This window comes from Microcystis sp. MC19, from assembly GCF_003019735.1.
Lineage (GTDB): Bacteria > Cyanobacteriota > Cyanobacteriia > Cyanobacteriales > Microcystaceae > Microcystis.
On sequence record NZ_CP020664.1, the window covers coordinates 3,907,703 to 3,927,896 of the forward strand.

22 protein-coding genes are annotated in these 20,194 nt (G+C 43.5%); 6 read left to right on the top strand and 16 right to left on the bottom strand.

What is annotated here, in order from left to right; translation table 11 throughout:
- Positions 1-105: 105 nt before the first annotated feature.
- Together trpD and B5D77_RS19900 are read right to left on the bottom strand one after the other, a co-directional pair.
- Positions 106-1,140, bottom strand: coding sequence for an anthranilate phosphoribosyltransferase (trpD, locus tag B5D77_RS19895; protein ID WP_008196843.1), 1,035 nt, complete (start codon positions 1,138-1,140; stop codon positions 106-108).
- Positions 1,141-1,219: 79 nt separating this feature from the next.
- Positions 1,220-1,747, bottom strand: coding sequence for a GIY-YIG nuclease family protein (locus B5D77_RS19900; RefSeq protein WP_008196841.1), 528 nt, complete (start codon positions 1,745-1,747; stop codon positions 1,220-1,222).
- 177 nt (positions 1,748-1,924) lie between these two features.
- Between B5D77_RS19900 and B5D77_RS19905 the strand changes: the two genes are divergently transcribed.
- Both B5D77_RS19905 and B5D77_RS19910 read left to right on the top strand, forming a co-directional pair.
- Positions 1,925-2,512 carry an L-threonylcarbamoyladenylate synthase gene (locus B5D77_RS19905; RefSeq protein ID WP_008196839.1) on the top strand — a complete coding sequence of 196 codons (588 nt, stop codon included), beginning with the start codon at positions 1,925-1,927 and terminating at the stop codon, positions 2,510-2,512.
- Complete coding sequence (locus B5D77_RS19910; RefSeq protein WP_008196837.1) at positions 2,467-3,324, top strand: sensor histidine kinase KdpD; 858 nt, start codon at positions 2,467-2,469, stop codon at positions 3,322-3,324. Before B5D77_RS19905 ends, B5D77_RS19910 begins: the two co-directional genes overlap by 46 nt.
- Here B5D77_RS19910 and B5D77_RS19915 read toward each other — a convergent pair.
- Positions 3,260-3,730, bottom strand: a complete 471-nt coding sequence (locus tag B5D77_RS19915) for a GNAT family N-acetyltransferase (RefSeq protein WP_008196836.1) — start codon at positions 3,728-3,730, stop codon at positions 3,260-3,262. The two genes, B5D77_RS19910 and B5D77_RS19915, sit on opposite strands and share 65 nt — an antisense overlap.
- A 518-nt stretch (positions 3,731-4,248) precedes the next feature.
- On the opposite strand from B5D77_RS19915, the gene B5D77_RS19920 reads away from it, so the two are divergent.
- Positions 4,249-5,244, top strand: coding sequence for a carbohydrate kinase (locus B5D77_RS19920; protein WP_106909501.1), 996 nt, complete (start codon positions 4,249-4,251; stop codon positions 5,242-5,244).
- Between the two features lie 329 nt (positions 5,245-5,573).
- On the opposite strand, the gene B5D77_RS19925 is transcribed toward B5D77_RS19920, so the two are convergent.
- The 4 genes from B5D77_RS19925 to lepB all read right to left on the bottom strand — a co-directional run bounded on the left by B5D77_RS19925 (position 5,574) and on the right by lepB (position 8,909).
- Positions 5,574-6,644, bottom strand: coding sequence for a YheT family hydrolase (locus tag B5D77_RS19925; RefSeq protein WP_008196832.1), 1,071 nt, complete (start codon positions 6,642-6,644; stop codon positions 5,574-5,576).
- 65 nt (positions 6,645-6,709) lie between these two features.
- Positions 6,710-7,078, bottom strand: a complete 369-nt coding sequence (locus B5D77_RS19930; RefSeq protein WP_106909502.1) for a DUF1818 family protein — start codon at positions 7,076-7,078, stop codon at positions 6,710-6,712.
- Positions 7,079-7,084: 6 nt separating this feature from the next.
- On the bottom strand, positions 7,085-7,660 hold the full coding sequence (locus B5D77_RS19935; protein ID WP_106909503.1) for a hypothetical protein: 576 nt from the start codon (positions 7,658-7,660) through the stop codon (positions 7,085-7,087).
- Positions 7,661-7,811: 151 nt separating this feature from the next.
- Positions 7,812-8,909 carry a signal peptidase I gene (gene lepB, locus B5D77_RS19940; protein WP_106909504.1) on the bottom strand — a complete coding sequence of 366 codons (1,098 nt, stop codon included), beginning with the start codon at positions 8,907-8,909 and terminating at the stop codon, positions 7,812-7,814.
- A 180-nt stretch (positions 8,910-9,089) separates the two neighbouring features.
- On the opposite strand from lepB, the gene B5D77_RS19945 reads away from it, so the two are divergent.
- Both B5D77_RS19945 and B5D77_RS19950 read left to right on the top strand, forming a co-directional pair.
- Positions 9,090-9,749, top strand: coding sequence for a glutathione S-transferase family protein (locus tag B5D77_RS19945; RefSeq protein ID WP_106909505.1), 660 nt, complete (start codon positions 9,090-9,092; stop codon positions 9,747-9,749).
- Positions 9,750-10,046, top strand: coding sequence for a hypothetical protein (locus B5D77_RS19950; protein ID WP_008196816.1), 297 nt, complete (start codon positions 9,750-9,752; stop codon positions 10,044-10,046).
- 87 nt (positions 10,047-10,133) lie between these two features.
- Here the strand turns inward: B5D77_RS19950 and B5D77_RS19955 are convergent, their stop codons facing one another.
- The gene (locus B5D77_RS19955) at positions 10,134-12,173 is read right to left on the bottom strand and encodes a hydantoinase/oxoprolinase family protein (RefSeq protein ID WP_106909506.1); all 2,040 of its coding nucleotides are present in this window, start codon (positions 12,171-12,173) and stop codon (positions 10,134-10,136) included.
- 84 nt (positions 12,174-12,257) lie between these two features.
- Between B5D77_RS19955 and B5D77_RS19960 the strand changes: the two genes are divergently transcribed.
- The gene (locus tag B5D77_RS19960; RefSeq protein ID WP_008196813.1) at positions 12,258-13,265 is read left to right on the top strand and encodes a Gfo/Idh/MocA family protein; all 1,008 of its coding nucleotides are present in this window, start codon (positions 12,258-12,260) and stop codon (positions 13,263-13,265) included.
- 161 nt (positions 13,266-13,426) lie between these two features.
- Here B5D77_RS19960 and B5D77_RS19965 read toward each other — a convergent pair whose 3' ends face one another.
- The 8 genes from B5D77_RS19965 to B5D77_RS20005 all read right to left on the bottom strand — a co-directional run bounded on the left by B5D77_RS19965 (position 13,427) and on the right by B5D77_RS20005 (position 20,186).
- Positions 13,427-13,675, bottom strand: coding sequence for a type II toxin-antitoxin system HicB family antitoxin (locus tag B5D77_RS19965; RefSeq protein ID WP_008196811.1), 249 nt, complete (start codon positions 13,673-13,675; stop codon positions 13,427-13,429).
- A gap of 129 nt (positions 13,676-13,804) precedes the next feature.
- Positions 13,805-14,068, bottom strand: coding sequence for a DUF86 domain-containing protein (locus tag B5D77_RS19970; RefSeq protein ID WP_253257690.1), 264 nt, complete (start codon positions 14,066-14,068; stop codon positions 13,805-13,807).
- Between the two features lie 68 nt (positions 14,069-14,136).
- Positions 14,137-14,526: a nucleotidyltransferase family protein gene (locus tag B5D77_RS19975; RefSeq protein WP_106909507.1), complete on the bottom strand. Its 390-nt coding sequence runs from the start codon at positions 14,524-14,526 to the stop codon at positions 14,137-14,139.
- A gap of 386 nt (positions 14,527-14,912) precedes the next feature.
- Positions 14,913-17,582 carry an SUMF1/EgtB/PvdO family nonheme iron enzyme gene (locus B5D77_RS19980; RefSeq protein WP_106909508.1) on the bottom strand — a complete coding sequence of 890 codons (2,670 nt, stop codon included), beginning with the start codon at positions 17,580-17,582 and terminating at the stop codon, positions 14,913-14,915.
- 108 nt (positions 17,583-17,690) lie between these two features.
- The gene (locus tag B5D77_RS19985) at positions 17,691-18,137 is read right to left on the bottom strand and encodes a type II toxin-antitoxin system VapC family toxin (protein WP_106909509.1); all 447 of its coding nucleotides are present in this window, start codon (positions 18,135-18,137) and stop codon (positions 17,691-17,693) included.
- Positions 18,109-18,342, bottom strand: coding sequence for a DNA-binding protein (locus tag B5D77_RS19990; RefSeq protein WP_106909510.1), 234 nt, complete (start codon positions 18,340-18,342; stop codon positions 18,109-18,111). Before B5D77_RS19990 ends, B5D77_RS19985 begins: the two co-directional genes overlap by 29 nt.
- A gap of 223 nt (positions 18,343-18,565) precedes the next feature.
- Complete coding sequence (locus tag B5D77_RS19995; RefSeq protein ID WP_106910032.1) at positions 18,566-18,775, bottom strand: BrnA antitoxin family protein; 210 nt, start codon at positions 18,773-18,775, stop codon at positions 18,566-18,568.
- Between the two features lie 652 nt (positions 18,776-19,427).
- Positions 19,428-20,186 carry a PP2C family serine/threonine-protein phosphatase gene (locus tag B5D77_RS20005; RefSeq protein ID WP_106909512.1) on the bottom strand — a complete coding sequence of 253 codons (759 nt, stop codon included), beginning with the start codon at positions 20,184-20,186 and terminating at the stop codon, positions 19,428-19,430.
- Positions 20,187-20,194 lie beyond the last annotated feature (8 nt).

Sequence of the window (20,194 nt, forward strand, 5' to 3'; positions counted from 1 at the left end):
CTCCTGACTTGAAAGAGGGTGTGGGGTGTGGGGTGTAGGGAAGGAAACCTCTTTCATCTGTGGGGGTGAAAATTTTTTCATCGAGACTAACCCCTGTGAACTGTACTAGGCGAGAAACTTAACCAACTCCTCTAATTTTTGCCAAGCTAACCCACTGGCTAAAATGTCGCGAGCGAGGGCGAAACCGGCGGCATGATCGCCAAAAGTGACCTTTTCTGCCACCTGTAGGGCAAGAGAGGCATTAATCGCCACAGCATCCCGTTGAGCCGGCGTTCCCCCTCCTTGCAGGACATTTTTGAGGATTTCGGCATTTTCTGGCACTTCCCCACCTTTAAGGGCATTTAAACTGGCTCTGGGGATAGCAATTGACAAGGGATCGATCGCCGCAGAAATCACCTCGCCATTATTTAATAAAGCCATATCGGTCAGGTCTCCTAACCCCACCTCGTCGAGTTTTTCCCGGCCGTGAACAATAATCGCCTTTGGGGTTCCCATTTGTGCTAAAGCCGTGGCCATGGGGGTGAGAAATTGCCGGTCATAAACCCCGATAACTTGACCTGTGGGACGGAGAGGATTAACTAGAGGGCCCAGAAGATTAAAAACCGTGCGAACTTTCAGGGTTTTGCGGAGATTAGCCACACTTTTCAGGGCTGGATGCCAACCGGGGGCAAAAAGAAAAGTCACTCCCACCCCATCTAGGGCCGCCGCCACCTTCTCGCTAGGGGCGCTCAAATTAACCCCAAGATATTCTAGAACATCGGCCGAACCGACCTTGCTGGAGGCAGAGCGATTGCCGTGTTTAGCCACTTTTACGCCCCCAGCGGCCGCCACAAAGGCCACGGCAGTGGAAATATTAAAGGTTGAGGCCCCGTCACCGCCGGTGCCACAGGTATCGATAACGGGAGTAGTATGGGGTTTAGGGTCTTCTAAGCGAGACTGTTGCCGTAAAACTCCGGCCATTCCCGCTAATTCCGCGGCCGAGACTCCTTTTGCTTGCAAAGCCGCTAAAATCGCCCCCGATAAAACTTCTGGAATCTGACCGTTTAACCATCCGGTCATTAATTCTTCAGCTTGGTTAAGGGAAAGGGATTTTCGATCGAGTAGTTGCTGCAGTAGGTTTGGCCAGTCTGGAGTGGTCATCGCTGTTCCATTGCTGTGGGGAGGGGGCGATATAATATCATAGCGGTTTGTCTGGGGAATCGATCGCTCCTAGTCATTTTTACTTTAAATCGAGCAAACCCTGTTCTTTTAACTTAGGATTAAAACGAATTTCCATCTGGACTCCCCGTTTTTCTAGGGTTGATAAAATATCATTTTCTACTCGTCTGGATACCTGTTTTAATAACTTCATTTTCCCTAATTCGTCAGCACTTTGATAAATTTCTTTTTCTATGTCAGTCATGGCTAATTTAGCATCAATTGGTTCTGTCCAGATTTTTTCATTGCCGATTACTGCCTGACTTTCTCTTAGCCAAGCTTGTTTAATCGATTCGAGAATAGTTCGATTAGGACGCTCAATCACCTGGATTTTTAGCCAATAACAAGCTTGAGGCTGTCGGGCAAGATGTTGTTTTAAACTGAGATAAATATCACGAGAATAGCCAACAAACTCTAGGACTTGCTCTCGATTAAAAATGGCATAAACCCCGATTTTTCCCTGGAAATCAACACAGATATTACCGGTGGCATCTAGGTAGGGAATATATTCTAATTGTTCGAGATTAGCAAAAGTATCAGGCTCGTTCATAATTAACTGTCGATAATTGGTTGGAGATAAGTAGGTAGGTGTTAAAAACTTTCAGATACCCCGCTGATCAAGTAGGGTTGATTCAAGGTAGGGTTGATTCATGAATCAACCCTACCCGTTTAAAATTGTACCAAAAAGTCTTAGGCTAAATTAGTCCCCAAAAATAATCAATTCTCAATGCCTACTGCTTCTCTTAACGAAATTGTTCACGCAGCTCTCAGTGGTCAAGTGGTTTCTTTTCCCACGGACACAGTTCCCGCTTTAGCGGTTTCTCCCCCCTATGCTGCCTTAATTTTTGCCGCTAAAAAACGGACTTTTGATAAACCCTTAATTCTCATGGCGGCCTCAGCAGCAGATTTATGGGATTATGTCAAGGGAAATCAGGAAGAAAGGGAAATTTGGCGGCAAATGACCGAAAAATACTGGCCTGGCTCCTTAACTTTGGTTTTACCCGCTTCTGAAAAAGTACCAAAAGTTCTTAACCCTAAAGATCCTAGCACGATCGGGATCCGAGTTCCCGCTCATGCGATCGCAAGAGAAATTCTCGGTCGAACTGGTGTTTTAGCGACCACAAGTGCTAATCTGTCAGGACAAGAGCCTTTATTAACTCCAGAAGCGATTATGACTACTTTTCCCTCGGTGACGGTGTTAGCGCCCACAGAAAGGCAAGCATGGGGAATAATCAATAGTGGACAACCCTCCACTGTCGCGCGTTGGCAATGTCAAGGATGGGATATCTTACGACAAGGGGCAGTTTTTCTGTAAATATGGACGATATTGACGCTTTAAAACGGGAATTACAGCAAACTCGCCTCGCTTATCAGATGGCCGTGGCAATTAATCACCTCAAAAGCAGTTTTTTGGGACGGGTTGCCCACGAATTGCGATCGCCATTGAGCAGTATGATCAGTCTCCATCAAATGATTCTCGCCGATCTTTGTGAAAGTCCGGCCGAAGAAAGGGAATTTATCGCCCAGGGGCAACTGGCGGGCTGTAAACTGATGGCAATGCTGGATGAGATGATTAATCTTTCTAAACTAGAGTCGGGTACTATACCCCTCGAGCAAGAAATTTTTTCTTTAACTAAACTTTGGGAAGATTGGGCAAGTTTAACCCATTTACAGGCAGCTAATCGCAATATTAAGCTTAAATTTAGCCCTTTAACCGATGATATTGCTATTATTGCCGATTATCAGCGTTTATTTTCTGCTCTTGTCCTTCTCGTCGATGCAGCGATCGCCAATCTAAGGAGCGGCTCTATTTGTATATCCGTAAGCGCTCTTGACGAAAAAAAAGTCACTATTACCCTAGAATTTACGGGGGAAATGGCTCTCTGGCCAATGCCAGAAATTTCATCCTTGAGTTTAGAATCAAAGCCAGAAGAAGTTAAACAATTTACTCAAGCTCTCGGTCTTTCTCCCGGTCTTAAATTCCAGTTAGCGAAGGGAATTATCGAAGTATCGGAGGGGGAAATGAGCTTAGATCAAATCGATAACAATAGTCAGGACAAGCTCACACGGATCGTTTTTTCTTTACCTCGATCGCCGGATAGGAAAAATCCTCGGGATAACGATTAAATAATACCATCGTCGTGGTGGCGTTGCTTTGGAAACCAATGCGCTGGTAAAAATTTTCTTGATTAGTAGTCATCAAATAGACTCTTTCCACCCGATTTATTCGGGGATGGGCCAAGACTGTTTCTACTAATTTACGCCCTAAACCCGCTCCCTGATAATCGGGATGAACGATCACATCCCAAATAGTGGCCCGATAAATGCCGTCAGAAGTGGCCCGAGCAAAACCAATTAATTGCCGCTCATTCCACACCGTCACCACCGGATCACTATAGTCAATTGCGGTTTCTAAATCTTCTAAACGGCGATCTATTGCCCAAAATGCGGTTAAATTAAATAATTCTCGTAGTTGCAATAGATCTATCTTGCTTTTATCCTCGTCAAACTGAATCTGACTACAATCAATCATGATATTTGCTTAGTCTACGACTAAAAAATAGGGAAAGATATTTGGCCGAGAAAGAGGATTCACGCTCGATCGGGCTGATTTATGAGCAATTTCCCCTAATCTATGTGTTTGATTATACTAAATGTCTAAGATAATCTCTAGTTGATTTATCGTGATTTCTTGACAAGCTATTAATCAGTAATCAGGAGTCAACAGTCAGGAGATAGGAGTCAGCAGTCAGGAGGAGATAGGGTGATAGGGTTTTGGGGTGATAGGGTGATGATACAGCTACCCCACTACCCCACTACCCTAGGGCTGATTCATTCTCTCAAATGTCATTCTCTCAAATCCTTATCTGGCAAAGTTTTTAGTCGATTTCTCGGAAATATATATCTGAAAATTTTTAAAAACGTCGTGCTTTGCTTACCTGATAAGCGATTAAGGGTAACAAAAAAAAGAATTAGATTCGGAGAATGAAACGACCCTACCCACTACCCCACTTCATAATTCATAATTCATAATTCATAATTCCCACACCAATGCTTAACAATCAAAGATCTTCGCCGGTGTCTGTCATTTGTTTAGGGGAAATCCTCTATGATCTAATTGCCGATCAAAGCGATCGCGCTATAGAGCAAGTGACTTCTTGGACAACCTACGCGGGGGGGGCGCCGGCAAACGTGGCCTGTGGATTGCGAAAATTGGGCATAAATTCGGCTTTTATTGGTTGTGTGGGCAAAGATCAAGAAGGAGAACAGTTAATCGCCTTGCTAGACGCTCTCGGAGTCGATACTACTGGTGTGCAGTATCATGCCACCCTACCCACCCGACAAGTTTATGTCACCCGCGATGCTGGGGGAGACAGACATTTTGCGGGTTTTGGCGGCAGAAAAACAACTGATTTTGCTGATACTGCCCTTAATGCTGACCTATTACCCGAAAATCTCTGGAAAAATGCCGATTATCTCGTGATGGGAACCCTAGGGTTAGCCTATCCCCCGGCGATGGCGGCGATGATGCGCGCCCTGCAATTGGCTAAAATTTACGCGGTGAAAGTATTGGTCGATATCAACTGGCGGCCGGTTTTTTGGCCTAATCTTGAGGCCGCTCCTGATATCATTCGAGATTTTATCGTCCAGGCCGATTTGCTCAAATGTAGCGAGGAAGAAGCAAGCTGGTTATTTGGCACTGATACCCCCGTCAGAATATCATCACAATACCCCAATTTAGGGGCAATTCTGGTTACTGGCGGCGCAAAAGGTTGTAAATATCATTTAGGCGAAAATAGCGGCACTGTCAAGGCTTTTCCTGGGGAAGTAGTGGATACAACCGGGGCGGGGGATGGCTTTGTGGCCGGTTTTTTAGCTCGTGCCGCTCTGGGAGGCGATCAAATCGGTAAAAACGCCGATTTAGCCCGTAAGGCGGTGATTTATGCCTGTGGGGTGGGGGCAATGGTGACAAGGGGAGCAGGAGCGATCGCATCCCAACCGACTCGGCAGCAGCTGGAGGAGTTTCTAGCGGCCTTTGACTCCTAGAAACTATACTAGGGTTTGCGGCAAAAAGTTTTTCGTGAGGGCAGGGTGTGGCCCCCGACATCGGGGGGGGCAGGGGGGTGTGGGGTTTTACCCATTTTCAGGGGGTCAATTACCTAATTTTCAGGGAAAAAGTGCCTAAATTTCCCCCCGATCACCCCAATGTCTGGCACTTTTTGATGGGAAAAAAGTCTAAAAGTCTTATACAACAAGGTTTTTAGATTTATTCAGCCAACCCTATACTAAATCCAGTTATTAAAAACTGATTATCTATTCCTCTCTTTTGCCTTTTGCCTATCCTGATATGTAACCTATACTCAACGGATTTAGTATTATTTTCCCGTTTTTTGGTCAAACCAGTCTAAAACCCGATTCCATGCCCACCAGCGATCGCTATCGCCCCACTGACGCTGACAGGATAAACTGCTGATATAACCCACATGACCGCCATGGTGGGTTAAGAGTAGATCCACGTGGGGATTATCGGCGATCGCTGCTTGCAGATCGGGAATAACTGCCGGGGAAAAGAGGGGATCATCGGCCGCGTAGAGGATAAAAGTGGGTTTAGTTAAATAGGGTTGAAAGGGCAAGGGACTACTAGCGGCATAATAGTCATAGACTGTCTCAAATCCTAGCTTTTTAATCACTAATTCTCGATCGAATCCTGCAATCGTGGTGGCGCGAGTAATTGCTTCGGGATCGATATGATCGGGATGAGCCTTATGGATGCGTTTGGCTAACTTGCGTAGTTCCCTGGCGATCGCTTTTTCCAAGTGTTTCCCCCAAGGATCCTGGACGAGATAGGATAAAGAACGATTAGAGTCTAAATTAGGGCAAATTACCGCACCACCGCCGATATGGGTGGGATCGATCCCCAGATCTTCCCGATTATCTGCCGATTTAATTCCCCAGAGGGCCAATTGCCCCCCCAGAGAGTAACCCGTGAACCAAAAAGGGGCAGGACAGCCCATTTTTTGAGCTTGGGCGGCAATATGAAGGAAATCTAGCCCTTCATAGATGCCATCGGAGGTGAGAGTCGGGGATAATTCGGCTGTCTTACCGTGGGCCCGCCAATCGAAGAGGACGACCGCGTAGTTTCTCGCTACGGCTTTTCTGCCTAAAATTCTTAAAAACCATTGATTATCTAAGTCTCCCGTGATGCCGTAGGTGCCGATAATGGTTCCTTTTGCTTGCGGGGGGATGGAAACAATCCCGTAGATGGGGACGGCATTGGCCCCGGTGAAAATGGTTTCTTGATAGACTGGTTCGGGAATAGCGATCGTATTTTGCCAGGTTTCTCGCGCTTTTAGGGACACATAGAGAGTCATGGCAAAACCGTTTTTCAGCAATGGGGGCGGGGTGTAGGTGAGATTATCGGTCTTCGTCCTCGGATGGGCAATCATGGCAGCACAGGGGAATCTAAAAGTCAAGAGTGGGAAACAAAAATTAACTTATGCCCACCGCTTTCTTAAAAATTGTAAAGCAAATTGTCCCAAGCGGCGAGCAACTCTGACAGGGCAGTGGCCGACCAATTGCCCTCACAACCGCGACCTTGATAGAGAATCAATCGCAGGGAATAATTATCGGGAAATCCTGCCGCTTCTAACCATAAAAGCTCGCTTTCCGCTTCACAAGCAATACTTTCTTCATCCATTAATTCTGTGGCCATGGCTGCCATAGTTGCGGTCAATTGTGATAGTAACCGACGCAAATCTTGCCACTCAGCCTCGGTTAATTCCATTGCCCAATCATCGCCACCAATTAATCCTTTATAAACGGCTGCCTTAGGATTCCAACCCAGGCGCCAACCCGAACCATATTTGAGAATTTTTTCCATAATTTTCTAGAATTTTAATAGGTCAGCATCTCCCGGTTTTGATAAGGAGGGACGAGGGGGAGAGGGACTAGGAGAAGGGTTAGGAGTGGGGGTTTCTTGGGGGAGAATAGCGGGGTTATAAATTTCGACTAGAAGGGTGACTAACTGCTGCCGTTGACGACGATTAAGGCTGTTCATCGCTTTGATATCGGCAGCCATGGGATTAACGGTAAGGGTTGCTTGTCCGGGATAGTTTTCTTCGCTGATTTTCTCGTTCACTCCTAGGTAATCCCCTAGGGTTAATTGCCAATCAAAACGGATGAGAGTAAATCTTTTTTTGGTATCTTGATGATAACGAAGAAAGCGACTGATTAAAGTATTATTCGGATCGATCACTCCTGTATCTCGACGGGTATAGTTGTTTTCTTTCGGTAAATCTGGCATTGCTTGGTAAATTTGTTGAGCAACTGTTTCGGGACGTTGAATTTGGCTCATCCCCAGGGATTGCCAGGATAACCACCAGAAAAATATCCCTATTACTAGGCAGAATAATAATAATATTATTCGCTGAATTTTCAGCTTTTGAGGGAATTTTAAGAGCATATTAATCAAGAAAAGATTGAAGTTAATTATCTAGCAACAGTGGGAATTTTTCAGGAACATTTCCAGAGGTTGGGAATGTTATAATTATCTAACAATCCCTAGATTAATCTAACTGTAGGAGCTAGGATCAAAATTACCCCAGTCATCCCCATCATAGCAAAGAGCGGACACGATCGAGAGGCCAGTAAACTTTATATGCTTGACCAAAGACATGACTTTCGGGCAAAAAACCCCAATCACGGGAATCAAAACTATAGTTACGATTATCTCCCAAAACAAACAGGGTTTTTGGGGGTACAGTCATCAATTCTATTTCATAATTGGTTAACTCGGCGATGTAGGGTTCCTCGATAACTTGCCGGTTGAGATAAACTTTACCCCTGCGGATTTCTAGGGTATCCCCAGCAACGGCGATGACTCGTTTGATAAAAAAATCTCCAGAAATAGGCTCTAGTTGCTTAAGTTTTTCGGGAGTTCTAAAAACAATTATATCGCCTCTTTTCGCTTGATAAGTACTGGATTGACTGACGAAAATGCGATCACCGACTGCGAGGGTAGGTAGCATGGATTCGCTCGGAATCTCGAAAAATTCTATTTTTTGATGTAACCAATCGGGAAAATAATTACAGATAATTCCCCAAGTAAAAATCACTGCCACCATCAGCGCCAAAATGGAACGATAGGTGTGACGATGGGGATGAAATTGATGGGGGAAAGTGTGGTAAACATGATAAATAGCACTCGCTGTAATTAAAGGGGTAAGAAAGAGGATATTGGCAAAAAAATCATCCATTCTCAGGGTAATTAGGGATATGGTCAGAAAAATTATCCCTAAGCTCACCTTATCGGCGTACAATTGCCCTAACCCCGGTATAATCCGGTTAGCGAAGACGGCAAACCAGGGGTTTTTTTGTTTCCGGGGAATTTTCTCTAAGCTGTTATTCTGTCTGGAATAATAAACAGTCCAGTGAGCATCAAAAATACTGCTGATGTAAACGATAACCAGCGCAACTATTCCCCCTAATCCCCAGCTTACAGGGCCATTGGGGCTAAAAATTGCCCAAATTGTCACAATTATTAATATTACTTGAGCGATCGCCCAAATGGTGGCTTTTTGGTTTTTGTTGGCATACCATTGTCCCAAACCGGGGAAGAACATCGAGAGATTGACAGCTAACCAGGGATCTTTTGCTGGGGAATTAGTCGCACAAAGACGAGAAACGGCCGAAAAAAGGGGGGGTTTGCCCATAGTATAGACCTATTGCCAATTCAGTAATCAGTAAACAGTAAACAGTAAACAGTGAAAACACATTAGTAATAATACTGCTCGCGTAATACATACTGCTCACTTAAAACTCACATCTGATAACTGGTAACTGATAAATGATGACTGATAACTGATAACTACTATAGCAACCAACAACACTTAATGCTTTTACTTCAATTTAGCACCTCTCATTACTGTCGCAAAGCTCGTTTAGCCCTAGGTTATAAGGGGATTGATTACCAAGTAGAAAATCTCACCCCCGGACTACATATTCTCAAACTCAGTCCCCTAACCAAAGGGTTAACCACTGTCCCGGTTTTAATGGCAGCGGATGAGATTATTGCCGATTCTACTGCCATTTTCAGATATTTAGAAAAAGTAGTTCCTTTCCCCTCTTTTATTCCCGCTGGAGAAAAGGAGCAAAATCAAGCTTGGTTACTAGAGGATTGGTTAGATGAAAGTATTGGAGTAGCCACTAGATTTGTCTATTATGATTATCGCGCTGGAGAGGGAAAAGCGATCGATCCTTCCCTGAGTAGTCAAATAATTATTAATATCGTGCGACAACAATATAAAATCAACCCAGCCAGGGTAAAATTAGCGGAGGAACGACTAGAAAATGCCCTAAAGATTCTAGAATACTGGCAAAATCAGCCCTATTTAGTGGCAGATAAATTAAGTGTAGCCGATATTGCCGCCACTGCCCTATTCAGTCCTCTGGCGCTAATTCCCAGTTATCGTCAAAAATATCCCTGGTTGTTTGTTAGAATCGGGGAAATTCATCAACAGTGTCGAGAAAAATTGCCCCCCGGTTTAAATTAAATGCAGCGAACGACAAAAATTATCATCCTCATCTTGATGGGTTTATTATCACCCCTAAAAGCCCTCGCTTTGCCCGCTCCTGAAGATATTCCCGAAGAAGTTTTACGAGCAGAAATTATCACTTCGGCTCGCTCGCCCCTTGATAATCAACCCCTAACTGCGGCCGAATATGCTTTACTAGAAGAACAATTAGCCACCAGCATTTATCCCCCCCAAATTAATCCCAAAATTCGACAATTAATTGCTCTGAGAAGATTGCAAAAACTTCTCCAGATATTGATACCTTTCTATCGTTAATATCAAAATGGTCAATCTTTTTAGTTAAGACTGATTAAGTCTTGACAAAATTAATGACACCAACGTTTAAAAAACCAGGATTTAGGATTAATCTTTGCAGAGAATTAAATGATTTTTCTCCGTTAATTTGGCCATCCAACCCGGTTCAATCACAATCGTGCTAATTTTTTCGATAATAATTGCCGGTCCTGCTAGACAATCAAAAGGTTGCAGATCTGAACGCTGATAAATTGGCGTTTCCCGCCATTGATTAGCCATAAAAACTGCTACTCGATCGAGCATAGTAGGTAATTCTCCCATCGGACGGGTGCGAGTTAAAATTGCTTCTTGGGGACTGTCCATAGTCTGGATCAATTCCACGGCAATCGACTCAACAATTAAAGCTTTTTGTTCTTGTTTAAACCCATAACGTCTTTGATGTTCCCGTTCAAAATCCTGACGCATTTGATCGCTAAAATTAACCGCTAAAGTAGCATCACTGCCTTGATATTTTAAACTGACTTGCTGCCGCACCTGATTATAAACCTCTAATTCCCGACCCGCTAAAACTTCTAATTCCTTCATTTCCGTGAGTAACTGCCCGATTAAATCGGCATTTAACGGCTGTTCGATCGCTTTTTCTTTAATTACCCTCAAATCAGCCAAACCCATGCCGTAGGCGCTTAAAACCCCAGCGTAGGGATGAAGAAAAATACTTTTCATTCCCAGAGTATCGGCAATTAAACAGGCCACTTGACCCCCGGCACCGCCAAAGGTACAAAGAGTATAATCACTGAGATCATAACCCTTTTGTAGAGAGATTTTTTTAATCGCATTAGCCATATTTTCCACGGCAATTTGAATAAACCCTGCAGCCAACATTTCAGGACTATTATTACCCCCCATTGTTGCCGCCAATTCTTGAAACTTGGTCAGCACAATCTCTCTATCTAGGGTTAAATTTTCCTCCTGTCCAAAAATAGCGGGAAAATAGGCGGCTTGAATTTTTCCTAACAAAACATTAGCATCGGTAATTGTTAAGGGTCCACCCCGTCGATAACAGGCAGGTCCCGGATTAGCTCCGGCACTTTCTGGCCCAACCCGAAAACGATAACCATCATAGACTAAAATTGAACCCCCACCAGCGGCCACGGTGTGAATACTTAACATCGGCGCTCGCATTCTTACGCCAGCAATTTCGTTATCTGTTTGGCGCTCGTATTCCCCTTGAAAATGAGAAACATCGGTGCTAGTTCCTCCCATATCAAAACTGATAATTTTGCTAAATCCTGCCCTTAAACTGGTTTGTACTGCCCCAACTATTCCCCCCGCAGGACCGGATAAAATGCTATCTTTACCCTGAAATTTATCGGCAGTGACTAAACCGCCATCGGATTTCATAAATAACAAGCTAGTTTTCGGTAATTGCTGGCTAATACTATCAACATAGCGGCGTAAAATTGGTGATAGATAGGCAGAAACTACTGTGGTATCTCCCCGGGATACCAGTTTCATTAAAGGACTGACTTGATGGGAAATGGCTAGATGAGTAAAGCCGATTTCTTCGGCAATAGCTGCCACTTGTTTTTCGTGGTTGGGATAACGATAGCTGTGCATAAAAACAATCGCACAACTGCGGATACCCGCTTGATAAACTGGTATTAAATCGGCTTTAACTTGGGCGGGATTAACGGCGATTAATTCTTGTCCTTGACTATCGTAGCGTTCGGCCACTTCGATAACTTGTTCGTATAATAAAGAAGGAAGAATAATTTGACGGGCAAAAATATCGGGGCGATTTTGATAGCCAATTCTCAAGGCATCTTTAAAACCTTTGGTGATTAACAAAACCGTGCGCTCTCCTTTTCTTTCTAACAGCGCATTGGTGGCTACCGTTGTTCCCATTTTGATCACTTCGATGTTATCTAGGGAACCGCTAATATCTTTGATCCCTTGAATGACTGCATCTGGGTATTTTTCGGGATTTTCCGAGAGCAGTTTATAGAGAACAATCCACTGTTGATCGGCAATGGGAACAATCAGAAATCTAGCGGCATCTCTAGCTAGTCTTTCCATAATTTCTGGTCGATCGATTATCGCCACGATATCGGTAAAAGTTCCCCCTCGATCGATAAAAAATTTTAACATAATCCCTTCCAGTTCTCAGAATCAATGAACAATTGCGCCTAATTCTTTTAAGATAAACTAGATTGATTTATCTGAGTAAGCAAAATGTCCACAGGAATCGCTATCTTAGGGGTAGGACGTTGGGGAGTCCATTTCGTCCGTCATTTTTCTCAACATCCCTCAGCACAAGTAGTGGCGATCGTTGATCCCTCCCCTGAAAAACTCCGTCTCTGTCGCGATCAATTTAATCTCGATACTAATAAAGTTATTTTAGCCAATGACTGGGAATCTATTCGCAATCACCCCGAAATCTCGGCTGTAGTCGTCGTTACTCCCGCCATCAGCCATTATCCCCTGATTAAAGATGCTCTTAATTTAGGTTATCACGTCCTCGCCGAAAAACCCTTAACCCTCAATCCCCAAGAATGTGCCGAATTAACAGCATTAGCGGCTAAAAAACAGCGTATTTTATTAGTTGATCATACCTATCTTTTTCATCCCGCCGTTATCACTGGACAAAAAGTCCTGCAATCCGGGGGTATCGGTAAACCTCTTTATGGTTATGCCACTCGTACCCACCTGGGGCCGGTCCGTCAGGATGTGTCCGCTTTGTGGGATTTAGCTATTCACGATATCTCGATTTTTAATCATTGGTTAAATAGTACACCAGTATTTGTGCAGGCGCGAGGAACGGTTTGGCTACAACCTAATCTAGCTGATTTGGTCTGGTTAACCCTGATCTATGGCGATGGTTTTCAAGCGACTATTCACCTTTGTTGGTTGAATCCCGATAAACAGCGACGCTTAGGAATAGTTGGCAGCGAAGGGACTTTAATTTTTAATGAATTAGACTCTCGATCGCCTTTAACCCGACAAAAAGGCCATTTTGAGCGTCAGGAAGCCTATTTTATTCCCCGGGGACAGGAGACGGAATCTATCCCTATTGCCGATGGTGAACCCCTAAAAGCATTATGCGAACATTTTTTAGAGTCAGTGGCTACGGGTGTCGATTCTCCTGTATCTTCGGGATCGGTAGGGACGGAATTAGTCAAAATTCTCCAGGCAGCAGAATTATCTCTAGCCAGAGGTGGAGAAATCCTGCGCTTAGAATAGGGATATCCAATCATTGTTTCTTCCCTATTATCCCACTATTACGCAACAAGTCTATTGTTTTAAGTCCGTAGTCTGATCGTGGGTGGGGTTGAACGATAGAGAAACCCAACATTTTTAAATAATTGGGTTGGGTTTCGTTCCTCAAACCAGCCTACTTATTGCTAAATTTGTTGGTGTAATTTCGGGTGTGGCTGTGACAGAAAACTATCAGAAAAAGGTTTTTCTGGCTTTTCCCCACGCTCGGCACAAAAAGCTAGGTAATCTTCCACTGAATCAGCAAAAGCCTGCTGCAATTCCGCTACACTCTCTCCCTGAAAAGTGATAACATCTCGGACGTTGGCCACCTCACCGTAAAAGATACCCGCCTCGTCATCAAAAAAAACTACTGCTTCGTAACCTTTACAATTCATTCTAAGTGATAATTGTTTACTGTTCACTGCTAAAGGGTAATTCCGAGAAATCTATCTCACCTATTTGATCGATTCCCCAGAGAGGATAGCAGTCATAATCTGCCATTAACTTAATTTTTTAAATTATTATCATTGGGGCAATGGTGGCAATAGAGACTGCAATTGTTCTAGCAAAGGAGAAAGTCTTACTGTAATAATATTCCAGACAATTTCTGGTTGAACCTGATCGTACTGATGGCTAATAATATTTCTGAGTCCAATAATTCCCCTCCAATCAATTTTGGTGTGTTTTTGTTGAAAAGTCTCAGGAATTCTACGGGCTGCTTCTCCTAAAATTTCTAATTGTCTTTCCACAGCACTTTGTAACAAAAGACTCTTGGAATATTCTTCCAAAGAAACATCTTTGAATAAATTCTTGGATATTAGTAATAGCTTCGACCATATCCCAAAGATATCCAGCCTCACGACTGTTCATGACGATAAATTAGCTGATGAGTTTTTAAAATTTCGTAACGACGATAGGGGTTTTTCAGTCCCTCTTGATTAACCAAGTCAACTTTGCGTCCGAATATCTCCTCTAATTCTTCTTTCATCTGAACAATATCAAACAAATCCCAGCCATGATTGGGAGCAAACCTATAAAGAACATCAATATCACTATCAACTCGAAAGTCTTCCCTTAATACTGAACCAAATAAAGACATTTCAAGAATTTTCCAATGTTGACAAAAATTAGTAACTTTGCTTAAGATAACTTGAGCTTGTTTTTTGTTAAAACCAGAATTTAACAAGATTTTTTCGGCCTTGTTGGTGGTTATTTTAACAACCTTCGCTGTAATAGCTTGTTTCATTGGTGAGCAAAATCCCCCAAATTATCCTTGACAAAACACTTGAGATCGTTAAGGTTACAGTAACCCGCCATGTAAAGTCGGCTGGTAGGCTACACCCACATTAACACACCCTAGGAGATCGGCGCTCACTTTTTCGTCCGTAGTCTGATCGTAGGTTAGGCCAAACGATAGTGAAACCCAACATTTTTAAATCATTGGGTTGGGTTTCGTTCCTCAACCCAACCCACGGCTTTTTAACAACCGATAACTGTTTCATTTTTTATTGTCCTTAACAAAATTTAACACTACCTCAATTTTTTCAAAAAAATCGACCCGCCGCTAGGCGGGAAAAAGAGAAAAATTGAAAAAAGTAAAAAAGGGTAAAAAGGGTAAAAAGAAAATAAGGGTTACAGAGTCCTCCCAGCACCGCACACCACCCGAAAACCGTCGTAGTCGTTGAAGTCGTCGCGGCGGGCGTTGACGCCGCGGTAAGCAGAACGGCAGCCATAAGGATCGTCGTACCAAGAACCGCCCCGCACTATTTGATAATCATTATCATTTGTCAGCCAAGCACTGCCATCCTTTGGCGCTCCGATATAGTTATCGTGCCAATCGTCTTCGCACCACTCCCAAACATTGCCACTCATGTCATAGAGTCCCCAAGCATTGGGCTTTTTCTGGCCCACAGGATGAGTTGTCCCCCGAGAATTTCCGTAATACCAAGCGTAATCTCCTAACTGATTAGCATCATCACCGAAATAAAAGCGAGTAGTAGTCCCCGCACGACAAGCATATTCCCATTCCGCTTCTGTGGGGAGACGATAGGTTTTCCCTGTTATCTGACTCAATTTCCGACAAAAGGCTTGAGCGTCATTCCAACTAACCTTTTCTACCGGATTTTGGGGATTATTTTTAAACCAATTTTTAAACCGAGAGGGATTGGTTCCCATTACCGCTTGATATTGTGCCTGAGTCACTGGATATTTCCCAATCGCAAAACTGTTGACTTTAACTTGGTGTTGAGGCTTTTCATGACTTTTAGCATCGCGATCGCTGTCAGGAGATCCCATGAGAAATTGACCTGCTGGTAAGCCTACCATTTCCAGTGTTATTCCCTTGGGTAGGTTTTCGGTAAATAGAGTTAGCTTTGCTGGGGGAGGTGGTGGCGAAGAGGGCGGTGGTGGCGCTACTTTAGATGACGGTGTAGATGTCACAGTAGCAATAGGTAACGGTGTAGATGTCACAGTGGGGACGCACACCACCCGAAAACCGACGTTGCCGAGGTTGAGGTCGTCGACGCGGCGGTCGCTGCGGTTGCGGAAAGCAGAACGGCAGCTAACTGGATTGAAGGACCAAGAACCGCCCCGCACTATTTGATAATCATTATCATTTGTCAGCCAAGCACTGCCATCCTTTGGCGCTCCGATATAGTTATCGTGCCAATCGTCTTCGCACCACTCCCAAACATTGCCACTCATGTCATGGAGTCCCCAAGCATTGGGCTTTTTCTTGCCCACAGGATGAGTTGTCTGCTGAGAATTTCCGTCATACCAAGCGTAATCTTCTAACTGATTGGCATCATCACCGAAATAAAAGCGAGTAGTAGTCCCCCCACGACAAGCATATTCCCATTCCGCTTCCGTCGGTAGGCGATAGGTTTTCCCAGTTATTTGACTCAATTTCTGACAAAAGGCTTGAGCGTCATTCCAACTAACATCTTCTACCGGATTTTGCGGATTATTTTTAAACCAATTTTTAAACCGAGAGGGATTTTTTCCCATTACTGCTTCATATTGTGCCTGAGTCACTGGATATTTCCCAATCGCAAAACTGTTTACTTGAACTTGGTGTGGAGGCTTTTCGTTCTGGTAAGCATCGGGATCGCTGTCAGGAGAGCCCATGAGAAATTGACCTGCTGGTAAGCTCACCATCTCCAGTGTTATTCCCTTGGGTAGGTTTTCGGTAAATATAGTTAGCTTTGCTGGGGGAGGTGGTGGCGAAGAGGGCGGTGGTGGCGCTACTTTAGGTAGGGGTGTAGATGTCACAGTAGCGATACTTTTACCCGGAAAAATATCAAAATTTAAATCACTAAATCGCTCACACCAATAACACTTTCCGTAACTGCGGTTGTAGTAATGATTATCAATTTTGCCACAGCGTATAACCTCTTTTAGTGCAGCTTCCAAAGTACCGCGCCATTCCTCAGCCGTCGGTCGTCTGTCGGGGAATTTATGTCCCTCATTGAAACAGCGCAAAAATAAGGCGTGTAAGTCGGGATGTAAAATATTTAATGGGATTGTCGTATTACTAGGTACAAGCAATTTATCCCCAGAAAAAGGCCAGAGTCCCCGTCGAATTAGTTCCGACTGTTCCAGGGAATCCCCTCCTCCTTGCCACAATCCCCGAAACGGCGGCCCGCCAAATAGTAGATAATAAATAACAACTCCTAATCGAAAGCGATCATGCACTTCTGTTTGATCTACATCTGCTAGATTCACTCCGATTAATTCCGCCGGTGTAAATCCTTCTGAGCCAACTAAACACCGATATATTTTACCGCTATAGGGATCTGGTACTTGAAATGAATCTGTATCAATAATTGTAGGCAACGCCCGATTATTCACTAAGATATTTTCTAGCTTGATATCTCCCAAAACATAACCTTTAAGGTGAATTGCTTGGATAATAGCGGCTATATTCCGCGCTACTACATGAAGAAAATACCAATTAGTTTCTAACTTGTATTTTCTTCTCATTATGGGCGTACAAAGCTTTAATAACGTTTCTGAACCCACCACTTCTGGCATTAAAAAACCAACGACTTTTCCCTGGTTATCTTCCAAGATAGAATAGGGCCAAGCGAAGGAAATATGGTTAAGATGAGCATTAGGATCCCCAGGACGATTTCTCACCATTAACTGTAATTTATCAACCCTTTCATTATGGGGATTGTGGTAGATTTTCGCTAAGTACCCATTAAAGTTAGTGTGCCATACTTTCGCCTCGCCACTGTTCGCCAGTTCTTGCGTCAGTGTAATCCAGCGATTCTGTAGTTGACAGCGATAAGTTAAAGACATCAAAAAATCTCCGAGTATTTGTGCTGTTCAGAAAAATTTATATAAGTAGCCTGTGAAAAATAATATTTATATCAATACCTTGTTGTTCATGGGAACTAGAGTTGGTAGTCAGGAACTGACCACTGATTCAAAAGGATTGATTATAGGAACTCCTGTGCCAGCGAAGTCACTCACATTACGGGTGACTAGGATTAAGCCGTAGGTGAGTGCAGTAGCGGCGATCATTTTATCTAGAGCATTATGAGGATTGGGAACGCGCAATTTGCCCCAAACTTGGGCTTCAAGTGCTGTGAAATCTAGAATATGGTCGGTGTAGTCTTCCAAAACAGTCTGCAACCAGGTTTCTAACAGTTCGGCTTGGTGTTGGTCGCCACGATGTCGAATCAGGTCAACTCCTCGCCGCAGTTCGCCAATAGTGATAACGCTAAGATAAAGCGGCGCGGATTGCTCGACAGCTTGCTGGAAAAATTGCAGGACACCGGGGTTGGCTGTGCTTTTTTTACGCAATTCGCTAATAATATTAGTATCAATCAAATACTGGTTTAGCTGTGTCATCTTGAACGCGATCAAAGTCTGAATCGTTGCCAACGTTGGGAATCTGGCGTAGCACCTCTGCTAGGGATTTTCGTTGCGGTTGCAGCAAGGCTTTTTCTAAGATTTGGCGGTGTTCGGCTTCGGCACTGATCCCGTGTTGGCTGGCTCGCTTTTTGAGAGCTTTGACGATGGCTTGATCGATATTGCGGACGATTAAATCTGCCATAGACGACATCCGTTTGAGAGTGGTATTGTATTCTCAACCATTTAAATGATAGCAATGATAGTCAATGATCTTATCCTAGGTTGGGTTGAACGATAGTGAAACCCAACATTTTTTAATAATTGAGTTGGGTTTCGTTCCTCAACCCAACCTACAGATTACTTTTGATAGATTTTTTGCTCACGATTGTTTGAGGTAGATGTAATCAAATCAGGTTCATTGTTTTTTACTGCTGCTGCTGTTCCATCACTTCCCGCAAAATGTAGTTAATTTGTGTCTCATATCCTTTCCCTTGAGCTTTTAACCATTCTAAGATATCTTGATCTAGTTGGATGGTTAATTGCTGCTTTGATGGCGAAAAAGATACTGTTTCTTGGGTAAGGAATTCATCACCTAACGGCGGAATATCAGAATAATCGATATTCTCATCCGTCATCGCATCAATTCTCTTCAAGTCGCTTTTGATAGATTTTTTGCTCACGATTGTTTTACCTAGGAACGCTATGATCCAGAAACCCGGTTTCTTAAACCCCTCAGCCTTAGTCCCATCGTAGGTTGGGTTGAACGATAGTGAAACCCAACACTTTTTAATAATTGAGTTGGGTTTCGTTCCTCAACCCAACCTACAGATTACTTTTGATAGATTTTTTGCTCACGATTGTTTTACCTGGGAACGCTATGATCCAGAAACTGGGTTTGTCAAACAAACCCGGTTTCTTAAACCCCTCAGTCCCATCGTAGGTTGGGTTGAACGATAGTGAAACCCAACACTTTTTAATAATTGAGTTGGGTTTCGTTCCTCAACCCAACCTACAGATTACTTTTGATAGATTTTTTGCTCACGATTGTTTTACCTAGGAACGCTATGATCCAGAAACCCGGTTTCTTAAACCCCTCAGCCTTAGTCCCATCGTAGGTTGGGTTGAACGATAGTGAAACCCAACACTTTTTAATAATTGAGTTGGGTTTCGTTCCTCAACCCAACCTACAGATTACTTTTGATAGATTTTCTGCTCACGATTGTTTTACCTGGGAACGCTATGATCCAGAAACTGGGTTTGTCAAACAAACCCGGTTTCTTAAACCCCTCAGTTTCTTAAACAAAAAGCTAGGAGTAAGGTTTTATCATCGGTTGTTAACTTATTTAAATCCTCCCGCTCTAAAAATTCTTTGAGGTCTTCTTGCAATGGCGTTTCTGTCTGTTGTAAATATTCCTCTAATGGCTGAAAAAAAGGCGGAAAAGGCTGCCAATTTTTATAATTGATCGATACCTTTTCCACTCCATCCGTCGCCACACAAATAAAGGCAACTGGCTCGGTTAAAATTTTTATTTGCATATCCTCCAAAGCATTACTAGAAGTAACAAAAGTGGTTTCATTGATGTATTCCCCCTTGTCAGGCTGAAACAATAACTGATAATTTCCTCCCAGAGGTTTGAACACAATAAAACCGTCTCCTATCTGCATCGCCGCTAATCGTTTTGAAGTAACCAAAACAACCAGTAAAGTTGTCGCCAGATCATTAATATCTAACTGTTCTTTTTCGGCTTCTTCTTGGAGAATTTGCTGAACATAAGCCAACAGTTGCCGGAATATTTCCTCTAATTCGGCTTCAGTTCCAGTGGCAGCTAATGCTGTTTTTTTGAGCTTATCCTCTAAAAATTGCAGCGCTGCTTTAACTGTTATTTTCGCCCCTAAATCCGAATGTTTGGCACTACCGGCCCCATCGGCTACGGCTCCAATCAAAACATCCTGACCCAATAATTTATAATCACCATAATCTTGACAGGGTAATCCCGTTTGGACGTGAAAACTACCGACCACCGACTGACATAATGTTCTCCACATAATTAACT